The following is a 14,930-nucleotide window of genomic DNA, read 5'->3' as shown; positions in this document are numbered from 1 at the left end:
ATAAATAAATGGCACTTCCTGTTGGAGTGACAGAAGACCAATTCGCTGCCGCCATTGAAAAATTCAAAGCAGCAGTTGGCGCCGAATGGGTTTTCACTGAAGAGGAAGATGTGATCCTCTATCGTGACGCCTATTCACCGATGTACGGAGAAGACAGTGAGCTGATGGCGTCAGCGGCTGTAGCCCCGGCGACGGTTGAAGAGGTTCAAGAAGTCGTCCGTGTCGCGAACGAGCTTAAGATCCCGATCTATCCTATCTCGACCGGCATGAACTTGGGCTACGGCGGCTCTGCGCCAATTCTCAACAACTCAGTCGTCGTCGACTTAAAGCGCATGAACAAGATCATCGAAGTCGATGATGTGCGCCACTTCGCGATTGTTGAGCCGGGAGTCTCCTATTTTGATCTCTATCGCTACATCGTCGAGCATGACCTCGATGTATGGATCGACTGCCCCGATCCAGGCTGGGGTTCGATCGTAGGTAACGCACTGGATCACGGTGTGGGTTATACTTGGGGTCACTATCGCGATCACTTCCGCTCCCACAGCGGCCTAGAGGCAGTCCTGCCAAATGGCGAACTGCTCCGTACCGGCATGGGCGCCTTACCCGGCGCAAAGACCTGGGGCGAATTCCATTATGGCTTCGGCCCTCAAGTCGATAGCCTATTCGCACAGGGCAACGCTGGTATTGTCACGAAGATGGGTATCCATCTTATGCCTCGCCCAGCAACCTATCGTTCTGGCATGGTCAAAGTGCCTCGCCGTAATGACATCAAGGCACTTGTCCGTATCGTCAACGACCTCGAAGACCAGGGTCTAATCGGCATGCCACGTTATGGTAGCCCGATGAGCGCTGTCCGCGATGAAGGCCTCTCTGCTCTAGTCAACGCGCCAGAAGGCTGGAACGGCGACGCTATCGACGCATGGGTTCAGGACAATGGCCACATGTACTGGAACGTCTTGCTCCAGTTCTATGGCCCCGAGAAGACAACCCTAGCCAACTGGGAATATGCTCAGGAAAAGATCGCTGCGGCGATCCCCGGTGCCGTCTTCGAAGATCGTGAGTTCTACACGATGCCGATGACGGATGAGCAGATCCATAATGCCGAACATCGCGTTGCACTCGGCGTACCGCAGCTCGAGATTTTCTCGATCGGCGCTCGTACTGCCACCAACCCTTCCCCACGCGACGGTCACCTCTGGTTTGCCGCTGTTATTCCCCGCTCTGGCGAAGGTGTGCTTGAAGCCCAAGAAGTTATGGGCAAGGCATTCCGGGATGCTGGTATGCCACCGATGTTCGGTCCATTCAGCACACCGTCAACCTGGATGTACCACACGTTCATTTTCATCACTGGCTTCCCAGTGGTTAAGGGGAACGAAGAAGTTGCGCGCCAGAACCGTGCAGGCTTCTCTCGTATCATCGAGATCGCCCGTCAGCATGGCTATGGCGAGTACCGTGCGCCGCCAGCCTTTGTCGATGAAATCGCTGGCGCCTATAACTTCAACGACAATGCGCTACTCCGGCTCAACGAGACCATCAAGGATGCCATCGACCCCAACGGTATTATTGCGGCCGGTCGTGGCGGCATTTGGCCCAAACACCTGCGGAAGTCATGATCATGAACATGTTTAAGGTCTTAGCTGCTGTTGCTCTTCTGGGCTCGGCTTCATTTGCATCGTTGGCGCAGGAAAGCGGGGTTGGCACAGCACCCAACTTCATTCCCCTGCAAGACCATTTGACGATGACGGATGGCGAGCAGATCTACAAATACCATTGTTGGAACTGCCACGGTGAAGGTCCCGGTAAGCCGGGGACTACCGCGCTCGCTGCACTGCACGGGGACAGCTTGCCTGCCGTTTTGGAGGAGCGTACGGACCTCGACCCAGAGTATATCCGTTACCTCGTACGTAATGGCGTTTCCATCATGCCGCATTTCCGGCAGACGCACATTTCTGACACGCAACTCGAAGCGCTGGTGGACTATCTCACTAGGAACAACCTGCAATAAGCGCGCAGGACCTAACGGAAGGCGCCGGATATTCTCCGGGGCCTTCTTTATTGCGGCCAACCAACCCGTCGCGGCAAGCTTATATGCTGGCCAAACGCGCCGAGCGGCGTTCCTTGGACAGGAGAGTAACCCGCCCTCCTCACAACGAAAAAAAGCCCGGCAATTGCCGGGCTTTTTCGTGGAGTTAGTGTTTTTAGAGAAGCGCAGCGAACGGGTCATCGACGACTGCGGTAAAGCCGATCAATCGGCCGAACACGATTACCGCTGTCCAGAAGCAAAGCGAGAGCAGACCTGCAATGCGCGCCTTGTTCGGAGGAGGATTGTTCGTATCCCATACGGAAACGTCACGGGCACTGATCAGCTCGAGAATGAACATGTTCACGCCGGCCAACATGATCATCAGCATCTTGATCTGGAAGTTGACGTTCGCAAAAATCCCCGTCGCGTTCGGCAGGAACAGCAGGAACCCGGTGATGACAGCAACGACAAAGCCGACCCAAGTCAGGTGCAACAGATCATGCGCAACCTTGGTGTAAGGGCGATTGGTCGAGGCAAAGCCCAACAGGCGCACGTCAACGATCAAGATCGTACCGAAAACCAACGCTACGGCCAGAACGTGCAAGCTTTCCACGACGGGGTATGTCGCGCCGCCGGTGTTCACCCAGTTCGCGAGGCCAGAGTTCTGCAAATCATATAGGAATTGTGTAATATCCATGATGCACCGGCCTAAATATGGGTGATTGGAGACAGCTGACCCCAGATCAGCGGGTCATAGGCGATGAAACGCCCCAAGAAGATGATGCCGACCAGAAGAACGACGGTCACGATGGCCATACGGCGCATCGCTGGGGTTATCTCACTGTCATCCGACTTCATCTTCTTGATGAAGCGCATCGCAATCACGATGCTACCAGCCAGCAATGCCATCTTGATCCAGAACGAGAGGGCGAGAATTTCTCGGACAGGCTCCGCCAAGATAAGGATTATACCGGTGCAGACCAGAACAGCCAGCGCGCCCAGTGCCCAAGGTGAGAAACGCGCTGCCGTCTGCTTGAGCGATACATCGGCCCAGACCAAGCCATGAATGCGTCCAGCAATGACCAGAACCGAGGTGAAAATAATAGCAAGTGCAAGGATGTGCAGCGATTGCATTGTCGGCACGACCCAAGGGGATGTTGCCATGGCCAGACTGAACGGCGACTGACCGAATTCTAATAGGATATCTACCATTGGGCTGCCTCCTGTGCCCTATCAGGATGAAGGCCGGGTCACCCCGGCCTCCGAACTAGTTCTGCTCATTCAGCCTTAGCTGGTTCTGCAGCGAGCGCTTCAGCAGCGTTCTTGTAGCCCTTTTCAAGCCAAACCGGCCATTCGGCTGTACGACGGTTTGCAAAGCAACCAGCGTCAGATGGGTTGTAGACAACGCCTTCAGCGTCGATGAACAGGCCTGCAGCGCCGCCCTTACGACCGTCGCGCAGTGGGCACATGATCACGGTCAGTTCCTGGCCGGTCACAAAGGTGTCGCCCTTCATCGGCGGATTACGGGTAAGGAAGTTTGGCGGAGCCGCACCTTCAAATGCCCAAACGTCGCCGTTTTCGTCTTCGATCATCATGAAGGTGTGCGGAGCGGTGAATGCCCAGCGCGCAACCTTACCCTTGATGACGATTTCCTGGTCAGGATCGAACATCGAGAAGCTATGGTGCGCCAACGAAGCCGACACCGCGCCAACAGAAGCAACTGCAGCAAGCGCAACAGCAAGAATAGTCTTTTTCATTATGTTCTCCGGTAGCTCTTATTCAGCTGCGTTGAAGAAATCGGTGAAGTCGGTTTCACCTGGGGTCTTGGTCTGACCTGACAGGTCAGCCGGAAGATCCGGGTTACGCATCTCGTGCCAGGTTAGGCCGCTTTCGCCAGGAAGAATGATGGTGGTCAGGTTATCTTCGGTTTTGCGCTGAATGGCCTGGTCACACTCCCAGTGGCGAATGCGGTAACCTGCATCTTCGTGCACACTAGCGCGAACCCAAGTGTAAGCACCGTGCAGCGGCTCCACCAAGCTCACCGGGTCATAGAAGGACACCTGAGCAACCAGACGCTTCATGCCGTTTTCTTCGGTGACCATGCGGTAGATTTCGATGGTTTCCATTTCGTTGGAGAACACCGGATAACCGCGGAAGTAATCAGCTGGCCACATGTCGTTGGTCCAGACGACGAGAGTATCGTCAGCCCAGAAACCGATACTGTCGCCAGTTGGAGAGTGGCTACCATCGATGTTGGCATGGTCCTGATTGATGAACACGCGGCGATTTTCGTTCGCCAAGTCGTTCAACCACCAAGACTGGCTTGGGGTGTTCACCCATTCGCGAACGTACGGCTCAAGCAGCCAACGCGGCACGCCCATCGCTTCACACGTGGTGAGGCGGTCATAGGCCTGTTCGTTATGCGGGATCATGGCCTCACGACGCTGCTTGAACGCAGCTTCGTATTCTGGGGTCAGAACGCCTTCCTTGACGACGCCACCAGCAGCTAGACCTGGCGGGATTGGGCCCTCAAAGAACGGGGACACGCCACCGCGAAGCGCTACGCTGTTCCAGCTGGCTTCCCACAGACCTTCCCACTTCGGCACAGATTCATAGGTGTGCTTGGTGCCACCGTCATGCTGACGCTTGAGGAAGTTGAAGTGCTCTTCTGCGGTCTTGAACGCCTTTGGCGGCTTCACGACTTCAACAGCAAGTGGATTGGTAGACTGAGCATAACTTACGGAAGCAGCGCTTGCTGCAACCATGAGTCCAAGAGCCATGGCTCCCAAGACTTTAGTTACCTTCATAGGTAGATCCTCTCCTCGGCCTGATAATTTCGAGAGGATGGCCAGCCACGCCCAATCCCCCGCTGTTTTTTGGCGCGACATAAGTCCCGCAGTCGCACGGTCTCCCACCCGCACAATTCATTTGAGGATTTCAGGCACGACAGTACCGACACGGCTGAACGAGCGTTCAGCAGTTTGGTCCGACACTGTTTTGCTCGGATATTCCTCCGTTCAGCCCACGAGGTGCTGCGAGGGTAAATTCTCAGAAGTATCGAGATTAGCCCTGCACGGAGCTAGCCCAATGTTTGCACGAAACGAACGCGTAAGAGCGTGCTCGATGAACATCCTTTGGGAACCGCAACCCCTTGGCTACGCAAGCATAGTCTTTAGTCTAGGCCTCGAGTTTGTAGGCGGACGCGATAGACGCCAGGAGAGAATCCTGTGTGGCGCCTGAAAATCCGCGCCAAGTGCTCAACATGCGAGAAACCACAAGCGTCCGCGATGTCGAATAGCGGCAGATCGGTTGTCTGCAAGAGGGCCTTGGCCTTCGCTAGACGAAGCTGGATAAGATACTGGTGCGGCGCACTGCCTGTTTCGGCCACAAACAAGCGCGAGAGTGCGGACACACTCTTATTGGCAACTCCGGACAACTCCGCGAGAGTTACGTTGCGGTCTATGTGATCCCGCAAGTACCGAATTGCAGGCCGAAGATCGGCACAAACCGATGCTTCGGGCTCAAACCGTGTGTAGCGCAACTGCTGATCAGTGGAATGAGATTGGATCAAACGGGCAGCGATAGCCCGCGCCATCGGCAAGGCGCTGTTTTCATCTGCTTTGTTGTAAATGGCGGTTTGGACGGCACTTATGAGGAGAGCCAATGGCGGATCGCTTTGCCCCTCCCCGGTCCGCAATCTGAGACGGGACATGCCGCCGTCGACCGTCTCTTCGGCAACCTCGCAGAGTGTCTCAACATCGAGACTGAGAACAAGCGCTTCGCGCTGCTGAACATTGCTCGATGGTAGATCAGAGCCCGGACCATAGACCCCGATTTCCGACGAGACCAGACCATTCGGTGACGCCAGAGAGAGCCCTTCTCCTCCAACTTGAGCAAACAGTGCGATGAGCGGATTGGCTAGTACCGGCGCACTCTCAACGATTGCCCCCATGCTTGAGCTGAGCTTCATCTTACCCCAGCTGTGAACCGCGTGTTCTGCATAGGGCCTGCGAGGATTTGTGTGTATTCGGTCTGACGGGGAGTATCTCATATTCAGTCAGGCTCCGGCCGCCGAAGCGGCGCTGCGTCATGATCACAGAAACGATGGGCCACCAAAAATCGTAAAACCTATCCAACGGCCCGCGACCACCACAATGGTCCAGAGTGTCAGCGATATCCCGCCACTGATCCGAGCTGGCTGCGGAATACCCGTCAAATGCCACTCGCTCGCCGACCGCGCAAAAACGAACTCGAGAACCAGCATGTTCACGCCTGCCAACAGGATCGCGCTCATCTTGGCGATGAACCAGGGATTTTCGAAGTAATTGCTCGGCTGCGTGGCAAACATCATCAGGCCTGTCAGTACCGCACATCCAAACGCTATCCACACCAGATGCAGGCTCTCGTGAGCAATCTTGGTGTATTGCCGCGACGTCCCGGCGAGGCCCAACAGACGCAGGTCCACAACGGCTATGACGCCATAAACCAGAACCACCGCGATCACATGAACGACTTCTGCGGCCGGAAAGGCCCAGGCTGAGGTCTGCATGAACTCGCCCAATGCGGTCATTTCAACCCACAGGAGAAACTCAGATATATCCACCGAACTCACTCCGACTAATAAACGTAGGCGATCAACCGCCCAGCGGTCATCACGGAGATCCAGATGACGGTGGTGGCCAAACTATAAATAATGGAGCGCGTTTTGAGCGTGCTGGCTGGCGATGATAGATCAGGATGCAATAGCGCTTTCCCGAACCAAACAGTGGCCAGAAGGCCGAGGGGGATCAGCGCCATCTTGATCCAGAAGGGCGCACTAAGCAGTTCACGCTTTGGTTCGCCAACAATCAGCAATGTGCCGCTCAGCGCCAGAACAAGCGCGGCACCCCAGAACCACGGCAAGTAACGATCCGCAATGGCACTCAGGGGCGCATCGACGCCGGCACGGCCAAGCAAACGCAAATTGATAAACAATTGCGAGGACACCAAACTCGCAATGGCCAGAATATGAAGAGATTGGATCGTGGGAATGACCCAAAACTCGCGTTGAATATAGCGGCTGATCGCTGTTTCGCTGAGCCATGTTGCGAACTGAAGCACTTGCTGTCCTTCTGGCCTAAAAAGCCCCTCACCAAAGCGAGGGGCTAGTCCAAAACCTATTCTTTGCCGGCCGGAATGACCGCAAAGCCGTTCCGCGGATTGATTTTCTCACCGTTGGTCATTTGAGCATCGACCCAAGCGGCTCCCGGACGGCCGTCGCGCATTGGATTGCCACGTATAGTCAATTCTGTGCCGGGCTGTAGCGTGCTCTTGCGGATACCAGCCCGCATCAAAGTACTGGGCCCCTCAGCCTCGAATCCCCATGTAGTAACGGTGCCGTCGTCATTGGTGACATCAACGATCAGCCATGAGTGTGGGTTGGTGTATTGAAATTCCTTCACTACGCCTTTGAGCTCGACTAGTTGCTCGTGGTCGAACATGGCAGCAGAGTGGTGCGCGTAAGCAGGCGCAATGAGAAAGGCCACTGCCAAGGCAGCGCCCGCGAAAATAAGCTTTTTCATTTTGAATTTCCGTACGTTAATCGATAAGCGAAAGGCTAGGAACTATTCGCTCTTCATGAAGTCGAAGGCGAGGAAGTCGCTATTGCCGTCTTCAGTTTCGATGACGACGTTGTTTGGATTTTCGCGACAGTCCCAATAACGAATACGCAGCAGATGGTCGTCATTGGCGAGTTCCGTCCAGCTTTGACGGGTGTACCATGGCTCTGCAAGGTTCACCGGATCAAACACCCAGACGTCGGACTGCAAGGTGACACCATCGACCTTCCGCCAGCGCTCTACAACCTGCACTTGATCCGAATAGTTTGGCTGCGTACCGCGCTGGTACTGACCCTCCATCAGATACTTCGTGTGGGTCACGAGCGTATCGTCATCCCAGAAGCCGATCGTATCGCCGTTCCAAGTTGGGTATGCGTCTTCTTCAGCCGTATGATCACGACCGTCTGTGTAGACGCGGCGAGTGTCGTTGACCATCTCGTTGACCAGCCAAGTTGTGTCTGGTGTCACGATGAACTCGTGCAGAAATGGTTCGGTGATCCACCGCGGGAACCCTGGCGCACGACAATCGGAGATTGGATCATATTCGCCGTGAATGGTGTTCATCAGGTCGATTTTAGCCTGACGAGCTGCGGCACCTTCGTCCGTAAGTGTGGCACTAATTTCATTGGCAGGGAGCTCAGGATCGAACGACAACCCGCCCTTGGTGCGAGTAAAGATACCTGACCAGTCGTATTCTGGCTTCTTCATATCTTCCCATGTCAGCTGCACGCCGCCGTTGGCTTTGACCTTCAGGAATGCAAACAGCGTCTCGGAAGTATCAAACTCCTCGCCAAACGCCTGCAGCTTAGCTTTGCTTTCAGTCCAATTTGCAGATTCACCCGCCGACGGCAGGAATTCAACAAACTCCTGCGCGTAAACAGTAAAATTTATTGAAGCTACGACTAAAGATGTAGTCGCCACAAGAATAGGCAGCACCTTCACGCAAGCTCTCCTCAAAGTTTGCTTCTCATGTGTGACGATCAACTTTTGTAGGTTCTTTTATAGATCGCCAGGGTCATGCTGGGATTTTTAGCGATCACCAACAAGACACAAACATCCCGACATTTTGCGAATTTCGTGCAGGTGAAATCGATGCAGTCCGGACAAGCTTGCCGGGAAGTTCCTCATGGAACCGATGCGCATTGGAGGAGAATATGCGTTTACTGAATTCGCTGCTGCTTGGCGGCAGCATGCTGGCAATGCTGGCCGTTCCTACACTGGCTCAACAAATCGTCGTAGAGACCAGCAATGGCAAGATCGCCGGTCAGGCCAGCACCTATGTTGACGGCGTCTCCGTGTTTAAGGGCATTCGCTACGCGGCTGATGCCGGGGGCGCAAACCGCTTTCTACCACCACAGCCAGTTCCAGCAATCGACGGCATTTATGACACCTCAAACTATGGCGCGACGTGCTACGGGCTGCCGTATGCACCAATTTTGATGCCTGAGGAAGGCGTTGACCTCGACCCCAACGCACCTAGCGAAGATTGTCTCTTCTTGAACGTTTGGACTCCAGGTGTCGACTCCGGCAAGCGCCCCGTCATGGTGTGGATGCACGGTGGCGGTTTCACCGGCGGTTCGGGCGGCACTATTCGCTACGAGGCATCACGCTTCGTCGACAACCAAGACGTGGTTGTCGTAACGCTCAACCACCGTCTGGCATCACTCGGTTTTATGGACGTATCTGCTGTAGCTGGCGACGCATACAAAGACTCCGGCAACGCCGGTATGCTCGATATCGTACAAGCGCTCAGATGGGTGCGCGACAACATTGAAGAACTCGGCGGCGACCCGTCCAACGTGACAGTCTTTGGCGAATCCGGTGGTGGCAGCAAGGTAACGACGCTGATGTCGATGCCTTCAGCCCAAGGCCTCTTCTCCAAGGTTATCGCCCAAAGCGGTATCGCTACCGCACCAATTACAGTTGAGGCTGCGCAAGCATCGACAGCGACCGTTCTGGAAGCCGCCGGCGTAACTGATTTGGCATCATTGCAGTCGGCGGATGTGACCAAGCTGGTCGCAGGCGGAAACTGGGGTCCAGTACAGGGTTCGACTCTCCCCCGCGGTCCATTTGCGCCGGATGCCGATCCAGCAGGCAAGTCGATACCACTCATTATCGGGTCGAATTTTACCGAGTCGACATTCTTCAACAACACACCAACAAAGCCTGTTGATGCTGATGGCTTGAAGGAAGCATTTGCTAAGGGCAACTTCACCGGTCGCATTCCAGCCGAGCGTATCGACGCTCTAATGGATGGCTACCGCGCCCTTCTGCCTGGCACGCCGGACCATGAAGTGTTCCAGATCATTGCTTCCGACATATGGATGACTCAGCTGGTGTCACGTGTAGCAGACCTTCGCTCCGGGCAAGACGCCGAAACCTACGTCTACCACTTCACTCAGCGCCAAGGCGGCCGTGATGGCGAACTCAACGTGCCACACACTGCAGAGATCGCTTATGTTTTCGACAACCTTGACCTAGCCAAGGCGACCGTAGGTGAACCAGATGCCGATGATCGCGCGCTTGCTACTGTGATGAGCACTGCTTGGGCTAATTTTGCACGTACCGGCAATCCAAACGGCGAAGGGGTTCCCGAGTGGAAGACCTGGAATGACGGCAAGAACGGCATGATCTTTGGGGCTAGTACTGGGTCGGTTGCAGATCCGTTTGCGGCCCGCCTTGCGGTTCTCGGCGAAGCGCTCAAACCATAATCCAGTTGAAAGCATAATTAGGAGGCGCGGGTTGGCTCCTGCGCCTCCTTTTCTAATGCCCAAGCGCACCGCAAAAACTCGTATCCCCTAGCGCGTTGAATTTACACAAAACAAACCTGCAAAAATCGGCAAGTTTAAATCCAAAACGTGCAGGCACGGAACGCGCCAGACAGTGCACGGTAATCCCATCACCAAGCGCCACACGCTTAAGAGGCAAAGCCCGACGCGAGCGCTGGAGATCCTGAACATGGTGTCAGGAGGGAGAGGGAATGTTCCAGACATCTGCGGATAGCAGATGGCCATCAGGCAACGCCTGGGGCGCATTTGTTGCGCGCCATCGTCATAGCCTGATCTTGGCCGCATTGAGCCTAAGCTTACTCGTCATGCTGTGCGTGGCGGTTGCGATTGGCTCGACTGCGATCGCCTTGTCCGACGTCGCCGCAGCGCTTCTTGGTTTGCCAACAGAGAAGCCAAGCACGGCTGGCGTTATCACCTCCATCCGCCTGCCCCGCGCCCTAACTGCGTTGCTCGCTGGAGCGGCTTTGGGCGTAGCCGGTCTTCAGATGCAGACCCTACTGCGCAACCCACTGGCCGACCCTTTCGTCTTGGGGATCACCTCAGGCGCAAGCTTGGGTGTTGCCCTCGTGGTTTTGGCTTCCGGCAGCGCTATGGCGGGTCTGCTGACTGGCGGATTTGGCATCGGTGGGGGTCTGGTCTTGGTGACTGCGGCAACGCTCGGGGCGCTCGCGATACTCATTCCAACGCTTATCATTGCTGCTCGCCTTGCCAACCCTTCGACCGTTCTCATTTTTGGTCTGATGACCGGCTATGGCGTCTCTGCTTTCGTTACTGTGCTTGTTGCTGGTGCATCGCCCGAACAATTGCAGCGCTGGACCGCATGGGGTTTTGGCTCGTTCAGCGCCGTTACCTGGTCTGACTTGCCCGTATTCGCACCTGTAATCCTTTTTGGCATCGCTGTTGCGCTAATCTCGATAAAGCAGCTCAACGCCATGCTCTTGGGCGACAATTATGCGCGATCGATGGGCGTCAACACCCGCTTCACCCGTCTCATCACCATGGGATCAGCCTCAATGCTCGCCGGAGCAGTGACGGCGTTCTGCGGCCCGATTGGGTTTCTGGGGGTCGCCGTCCCGCATCTCGCGCGCGCGCTGACCAGCACGTCTGACCATGCGGTTCTCGTTCCCGTTTCAGTGCTCCTGGGCGCCCAGATCGCTCTGTTTGCGCAAATCGTTTCGCTCTTCCCCGGACAGTTCGGCTCGCTCCCCCTCAACGCTGTGACCGCCCTCGTGGGTGCGCCAGTCGTTCTGTTCGTCATCCTCAAATCACGCCGTGGAGTACTGAGCTAATGCGTCCGACATTACAGACCCATGACCTGAGCGTTGGCTATGTCACTGGCAAACGTGCCCGTACCGTTCTCGCCAATCTGAATCTCACCATTATGCCCGGCGAACTGGTTTTCCTTCTGGGAACGAACGGGGCTGGCAAGTCCACACTGCTGCGTACGTTGGCCCGGGCACAGAAACCCACGGGTGGTTCAGTAGAGATTGCCGGACGCGATATCGCTCATCTGTCGCAAATGGATTTGGCGAAACATTTGGGCTTGGTACTGACTGATCGCTTGTCCATTGGTTCAATCACCGCCGAAAAACTCGTCGAACTTGGCCGGTATCCATACACCGGCTGGGCAGGCTTGTTGAGCGCCAACGACCGCACTATAGCCCGCAACGCCCTAGCTTCGGTCGGTGGCAGCCATCTCGCTGACCGAGATGTTTCGGAGATGTCAGACGGCGAGCGCCAGCGCGTGATGATTGCGCGCGCTTTGGCGCAGCAACCGGACCTTTTGCTGCTCGACGAGCCCACAGCATTCCTTGACGTAACGGCTCGCATTGAACTGGTCGGCATGCTCCGTGCTCTCGCACGTGCATCCAATGTGGCGATTATCCTTTCTAGCCATGATCTCGAACTTGCTCTTCGCACCGCTGATACCGTTTGGCTCGTTGAGAAGGACGGTCAGCTGCACAATGGCGCGCCGGAAGATCTGATCGCCTCGGGCCATCTTGAGAGCTGCTTTTCTGGTCCAACGATGAGCTTTTGCGCCGCAGAGCGCAGCTTCACAGTGCGCCCTACCCTGCGTGGCTATGCGACCGTGACGGGTGATGGAGACAATGTGGGCTTGGCGGCAGCCGTACTGGAGCGGGAAGGCCTATTGCCCCCGCCTGCCCCCGTCGATGCATCCAACCTAATTATTGTGAATGTGACCGCGCACGGTTGGTCTCTGCGCTACGACGACGAGGCCCATTTTGGTCAAAGCTTTGGCGAGCTCGCATGCTGCGCTCGCGGCCTCAACCTCACTGAACAGCCTACACGCGTCGCTCAGATTTTGGAGCGCACCGGCTCATGATGTCTCGCGTGTCGATCCTTACCGCTGTTTCCGTCTGTGCGTGCACGAGCGCCTTAGCCGCGCCGTTCGATGGTGATGGCTGCCTAACGTCTTACAGCGCCGGTGAGGACTATTTCGCCCATAAGGCTAAGATCACAAACGCCAAGAACTTTTCGCTCAGTTACCACGATAGCTATAAGCTTCTCACCGTCGAAAAACCTTTTCCGGGTGGGAGACCAGAGACCTATCTACTCAATCTTTGCGGCGCACCGCTTCCAAAGCTTGACCAGCAGATCGACGCTGTCATCCAAGTGCCAATCCGCAGTGTTTTCGCAGGCAGCACCACACAAAATCCTTCACTTCTGGCGCTTGGGCAGGTGGAAACAATCACCGGCATAGCGCGCAAGGACTTTGTCTCCCTGCCCGAAGTGCTCGCACAGATCTCAAAACCGGATGTGACCGAGTTCGAGTCAAGCGGAGCCATTGATGTCGAGCGTATTGTATCGGCTCAGCCAGACGTAGTGCTGGCTGCCGGTAGCGGCTCGGCTGAGATGGCGCAAGTTCGCAATCTCGGCATCTCGGTGGTCAATCACTCTGATTGGCAGGAAACAACGCCACTGGGTCGGGCCGAATGGGTCAAGTTCGTTGCCGCGCTTTATAACGAAGAAGCCAAAGCCAACGCGGTTTACGACGAAATCACGACAGAATACGCGACAGCCGTCGCCAGAGTTGCCCATCTAACCGACGAGCAGAAGCCATGGGTTCTCAGTGGCAGCGCTTTTGAAGGCACGTTCTTTGCCGCAGGCGGCGCCAGCTTTGTTGCCGCGTCAATCGTCGATGCTGGCGGGCGTTACGTCTTCGAAACTGACACCAACGCGGGCAGCTTTCAAATCCACGATTTTGAGCGGCTCATCGGGTCCGCGCTGGATGCACAATTCTGGATCCATGCGTCGAACGACTATCTGAGCCTTGCAGACATCGCCGCTGATGACCCACGCCTTGCGGCCCTTCCCGCCGCACAAGCGGGTCAGGTGTGGATGCCAGACGCACTCAAAGGCCCCAACGGGGGCGTCCAAATTTATGAGATGGGCACATTGCGCCCAGACCTCGTCATCAAAGACCTGATCTCAATCCTTCACCCTGATCTGGTGGGTGATCACGAGCGCGTCTTTTACCGATCCATCACGAATGACACGAAGACCACTGGGGGGAACACGTGAAAGAAGTCGTCCGACAGGCCTTGCTTGATCCGCGCAACACGTGGAGCATTGGCACATTTGGTGCAATTGGTGAATTCCGCTGGGATGCCGGTGAGGAGACCCTGCATACCGACGCGTTGAGCCGCGTGACCAAGCGCGCAGCCATTCGCATCACACCAGCCGATGATATCAAAATCATCGCCTTTGAAACTCTCGCCGCTGATGGCAAGAGCTGGCACAACGATGTTGCGTTTTGCATGAAGCGCACTGCTGAGGCTGACAAGCCTCATGTTGTCCGCGAGCTTGGCCCAGACCGCGATGCACTGCGTGAGGACCAACGCGACGCGATCTTGTTTGATCTCGGTGTCGGCATCGGCCACGTCCACATGTGCGCCCGCACGCACGATCCAGATCACATCAAATTTATGCGCTCGCTTGAAGGCTTGTCCATTTTCTCCGAGCAGGCACGGCACCTTCACGCCGACACTTTGCGTGCACAACCGCACCGCGTCATGCTGAGCCCACTCGGGCGTCTTGAGGTTTACCAAGAGATCCCGCACCCCAACGGCAAAAGCCCGGAAGGTCCGCATACACATCTGATCGCCAAGTCGATCACTTCAGGCCGCACGCATGCTGCGACAGACCCGATACCAGAAGGCTACCAGCCCATTCTCACGCTGCACCCGGGCTCCCCCTGGCGTGACGTACTGGGACATGAACAGCCCTTCTCGGACGAAAAGGACGCAGCGTTCCTCGCGCTCTGGAACCAGTACGCCCTGCCCGACGAGCACGCCATCGCCAAGACCGTCCGCGAAACAGTCACGGCAGGCACGGCCCCGCGGCCCGATGTGTGGCCGGACACCCGCCGCGGTCGGACAACCGCTCGCGTTGCGCTGCGCCGCCTGACCCAAAAGCGCGATGCCAATGTCGCTGCCTGGGCAAGCCAATTCGACAACATCCCTGCCGATCAAGACGCAGAACTGCTGGCGGAATAAC

General features: G+C 56.2%; 16 protein-coding genes. 7 read left to right on the top strand and 9 right to left on the bottom strand.

Features of this window, described 5'->3' with window-relative positions; genetic code table 11:
* The first annotated feature begins 8 nt into the window (after nucleotides 1-8).
* Both H4N61_RS05325 and H4N61_RS05320 read left to right on the top strand, forming a co-directional pair.
* Nucleotides 9-1,616: an FAD-binding oxidoreductase gene (locus H4N61_RS05325; RefSeq protein WP_182395310.1), complete on the top strand. Its 1,608-nt coding sequence runs from the start codon at nucleotides 9-11 to the stop codon at nucleotides 1,614-1,616.
* 2 nt (nucleotides 1,617-1,618) lie between these two features.
* Nucleotides 1,619-2,008: a cytochrome c gene (locus H4N61_RS05320; protein ID WP_199368554.1), complete on the top strand. Its 390-nt coding sequence runs from the start codon at nucleotides 1,619-1,621 to the stop codon at nucleotides 2,006-2,008.
* Nucleotides 2,009-2,201: 193 nt separating this feature from the next.
* Here H4N61_RS05320 and H4N61_RS05315 read toward each other — a convergent pair whose 3' ends face one another.
* From H4N61_RS05315 to H4N61_RS05275, 9 genes are all read right to left on the bottom strand, one after another.
* The gene (locus H4N61_RS05315; RefSeq protein WP_182395308.1) at nucleotides 2,202-2,723 is read right to left on the bottom strand and encodes a DUF6644 family protein; all 522 of its coding nucleotides are present in this window, start codon (nucleotides 2,721-2,723) and stop codon (nucleotides 2,202-2,204) included.
* An 11-nt stretch (nucleotides 2,724-2,734) separates the two neighbouring features.
* Entirely contained in the window at nucleotides 2,735-3,238 is a 504-nt protein-coding gene (locus tag H4N61_RS05310; RefSeq protein ID WP_182395306.1) for a DUF6644 family protein, read from the bottom strand.
* A 65-nt stretch (nucleotides 3,239-3,303) separates the two neighbouring features.
* Nucleotides 3,304-3,783 (bottom strand): DUF6152 family protein, encoded by a 480-nt coding sequence (locus H4N61_RS05305; RefSeq protein ID WP_182395304.1) that lies wholly within the window; start codon nucleotides 3,781-3,783, stop codon nucleotides 3,304-3,306.
* A gap of 18 nt (nucleotides 3,784-3,801) precedes the next feature.
* The gene (locus H4N61_RS05300) at nucleotides 3,802-4,833 is read right to left on the bottom strand and encodes a hypothetical protein (RefSeq protein ID WP_182395302.1); all 1,032 of its coding nucleotides are present in this window, start codon (nucleotides 4,831-4,833) and stop codon (nucleotides 3,802-3,804) included.
* A 365-nt stretch (nucleotides 4,834-5,198) separates the two neighbouring features.
* The gene (locus H4N61_RS05295) at nucleotides 5,199-5,996 is read right to left on the bottom strand and encodes an AraC family transcriptional regulator (RefSeq protein WP_182395300.1); all 798 of its coding nucleotides are present in this window, start codon (nucleotides 5,994-5,996) and stop codon (nucleotides 5,199-5,201) included.
* A gap of 123 nt (nucleotides 5,997-6,119) precedes the next feature.
* Complete coding sequence (locus H4N61_RS05290) at nucleotides 6,120-6,629, bottom strand: DUF6644 family protein (protein WP_182395298.1); 510 nt, start codon at nucleotides 6,627-6,629, stop codon at nucleotides 6,120-6,122.
* A 14-nt stretch (nucleotides 6,630-6,643) separates the two neighbouring features.
* A complete protein-coding gene (locus H4N61_RS05285; protein ID WP_182395296.1) occupies nucleotides 6,644-7,126 on the bottom strand; it encodes a DUF6644 family protein in 483 nt (160 codons plus the stop codon).
* A gap of 56 nt (nucleotides 7,127-7,182) precedes the next feature.
* Entirely contained in the window at nucleotides 7,183-7,587 is a 405-nt protein-coding gene (locus H4N61_RS05280; protein WP_182395294.1) for a DUF6152 family protein, read from the bottom strand.
* Between the two features lie 42 nt (nucleotides 7,588-7,629).
* Nucleotides 7,630-8,565 carry a hypothetical protein gene (locus H4N61_RS05275; RefSeq protein WP_182395292.1) on the bottom strand — a complete coding sequence of 312 codons (936 nt, stop codon included), beginning with the start codon at nucleotides 8,563-8,565 and terminating at the stop codon, nucleotides 7,630-7,632.
* A 212-nt stretch (nucleotides 8,566-8,777) separates the two neighbouring features.
* Here H4N61_RS05275 and H4N61_RS05270 point away from each other — a divergent pair, with 212 nt between their 5' ends.
* From H4N61_RS05270 to H4N61_RS05250, 5 genes are all read left to right on the top strand, one after another.
* Entirely contained in the window at nucleotides 8,778-10,334 is a 1,557-nt protein-coding gene (locus H4N61_RS05270; RefSeq protein WP_182395291.1) for a carboxylesterase family protein, read from the top strand.
* A gap of 269 nt (nucleotides 10,335-10,603) precedes the next feature.
* Nucleotides 10,604-11,701, top strand: a complete 1,098-nt coding sequence (locus tag H4N61_RS05265; protein WP_182395289.1) for an iron ABC transporter permease — start codon at nucleotides 10,604-10,606, stop codon at nucleotides 11,699-11,701.
* Nucleotides 11,701-12,756, top strand: a complete 1,056-nt coding sequence (locus H4N61_RS05260; protein ID WP_182395287.1) for an ABC transporter ATP-binding protein — start codon at nucleotides 11,701-11,703, stop codon at nucleotides 12,754-12,756. Before H4N61_RS05265 ends, H4N61_RS05260 begins: the two co-directional genes overlap by 1 nt.
* Nucleotides 12,753-13,955, top strand: coding sequence for an ABC transporter substrate-binding protein (locus tag H4N61_RS05255; protein WP_182395285.1), 1,203 nt, complete (start codon nucleotides 12,753-12,755; stop codon nucleotides 13,953-13,955). The genes H4N61_RS05260 and H4N61_RS05255 overlap by 4 nt, the downstream gene beginning before the upstream one ends.
* Nucleotides 13,952-14,929: a hypothetical protein gene (locus H4N61_RS05250; protein WP_182395284.1), complete on the top strand. Its 978-nt coding sequence runs from the start codon at nucleotides 13,952-13,954 to the stop codon at nucleotides 14,927-14,929. Before H4N61_RS05255 ends, H4N61_RS05250 begins: the two co-directional genes overlap by 4 nt.
* The last annotated feature ends 1 nt before the right edge of the window (nucleotide 14,930 follow it).

Source organism: Devosia sp. MC521 (assembly GCF_014127105.1).
In the GTDB taxonomy this organism is placed as follows: domain Bacteria; phylum Pseudomonadota; class Alphaproteobacteria; order Rhizobiales; family Devosiaceae; genus Devosia.
Note: the sequence above shows the minus strand (reverse complement) of the source record. Positions and strands in the feature narration are given on the sequence as shown.

Excerpts from the sequence above, each read along its gene's own strand:
- H4N61_RS05265 (WP_182395289.1), top strand. The coding sequence starts at position 10,604 with ATGTTCCAGACATCTGCGGATAGCAGATGGCCATCAGGCAACGCCTGG.
- H4N61_RS05325 (WP_182395310.1), top strand. The coding sequence starts at position 9 with ATGGCACTTCCTGTTGGAGTGACAGAAGACCAATTCGCTGCCGCCATT.
- H4N61_RS05295 (WP_182395300.1), bottom strand. The coding sequence starts at position 5,996 with ATGAAGCTCAGCTCAAGCATGGGGGCAATCGTTGAGAGTGCGCCGGTA.
- H4N61_RS05320 (WP_199368554.1), top strand. The coding sequence starts at position 1,619 with ATGAACATGTTTAAGGTCTTAGCTGCTGTTGCTCTTCTGGGCTCGGCT.
- H4N61_RS05280 (WP_182395294.1), bottom strand. The coding sequence starts at position 7,587 with ATGAAAAAGCTTATTTTCGCGGGCGCTGCCTTGGCAGTGGCCTTTCTC.
- H4N61_RS05300 (WP_182395302.1), bottom strand. The coding sequence starts at position 4,833 with ATGAAGGTAACTAAAGTCTTGGGAGCCATGGCTCTTGGACTCATGGTT.
- H4N61_RS05260 (WP_182395287.1), top strand. The coding sequence starts at position 11,701 with ATGCGTCCGACATTACAGACCCATGACCTGAGCGTTGGCTATGTCACT.
- H4N61_RS05255 (WP_182395285.1), top strand. The coding sequence starts at position 12,753 with ATGATGTCTCGCGTGTCGATCCTTACCGCTGTTTCCGTCTGTGCGTGC.
- H4N61_RS05270 (WP_182395291.1), top strand. The coding sequence starts at position 8,778 with ATGCGTTTACTGAATTCGCTGCTGCTTGGCGGCAGCATGCTGGCAATG.
- H4N61_RS05310 (WP_182395306.1), bottom strand. The coding sequence starts at position 3,238 with ATGGTAGATATCCTATTAGAATTCGGTCAGTCGCCGTTCAGTCTGGCC.
- H4N61_RS05305 (WP_182395304.1), bottom strand. The coding sequence starts at position 3,783 with ATGAAAAAGACTATTCTTGCTGTTGCGCTTGCTGCAGTTGCTTCTGTT.
- H4N61_RS05315 (WP_182395308.1), bottom strand. The coding sequence starts at position 2,723 with ATGGATATTACACAATTCCTATATGATTTGCAGAACTCTGGCCTCGCG.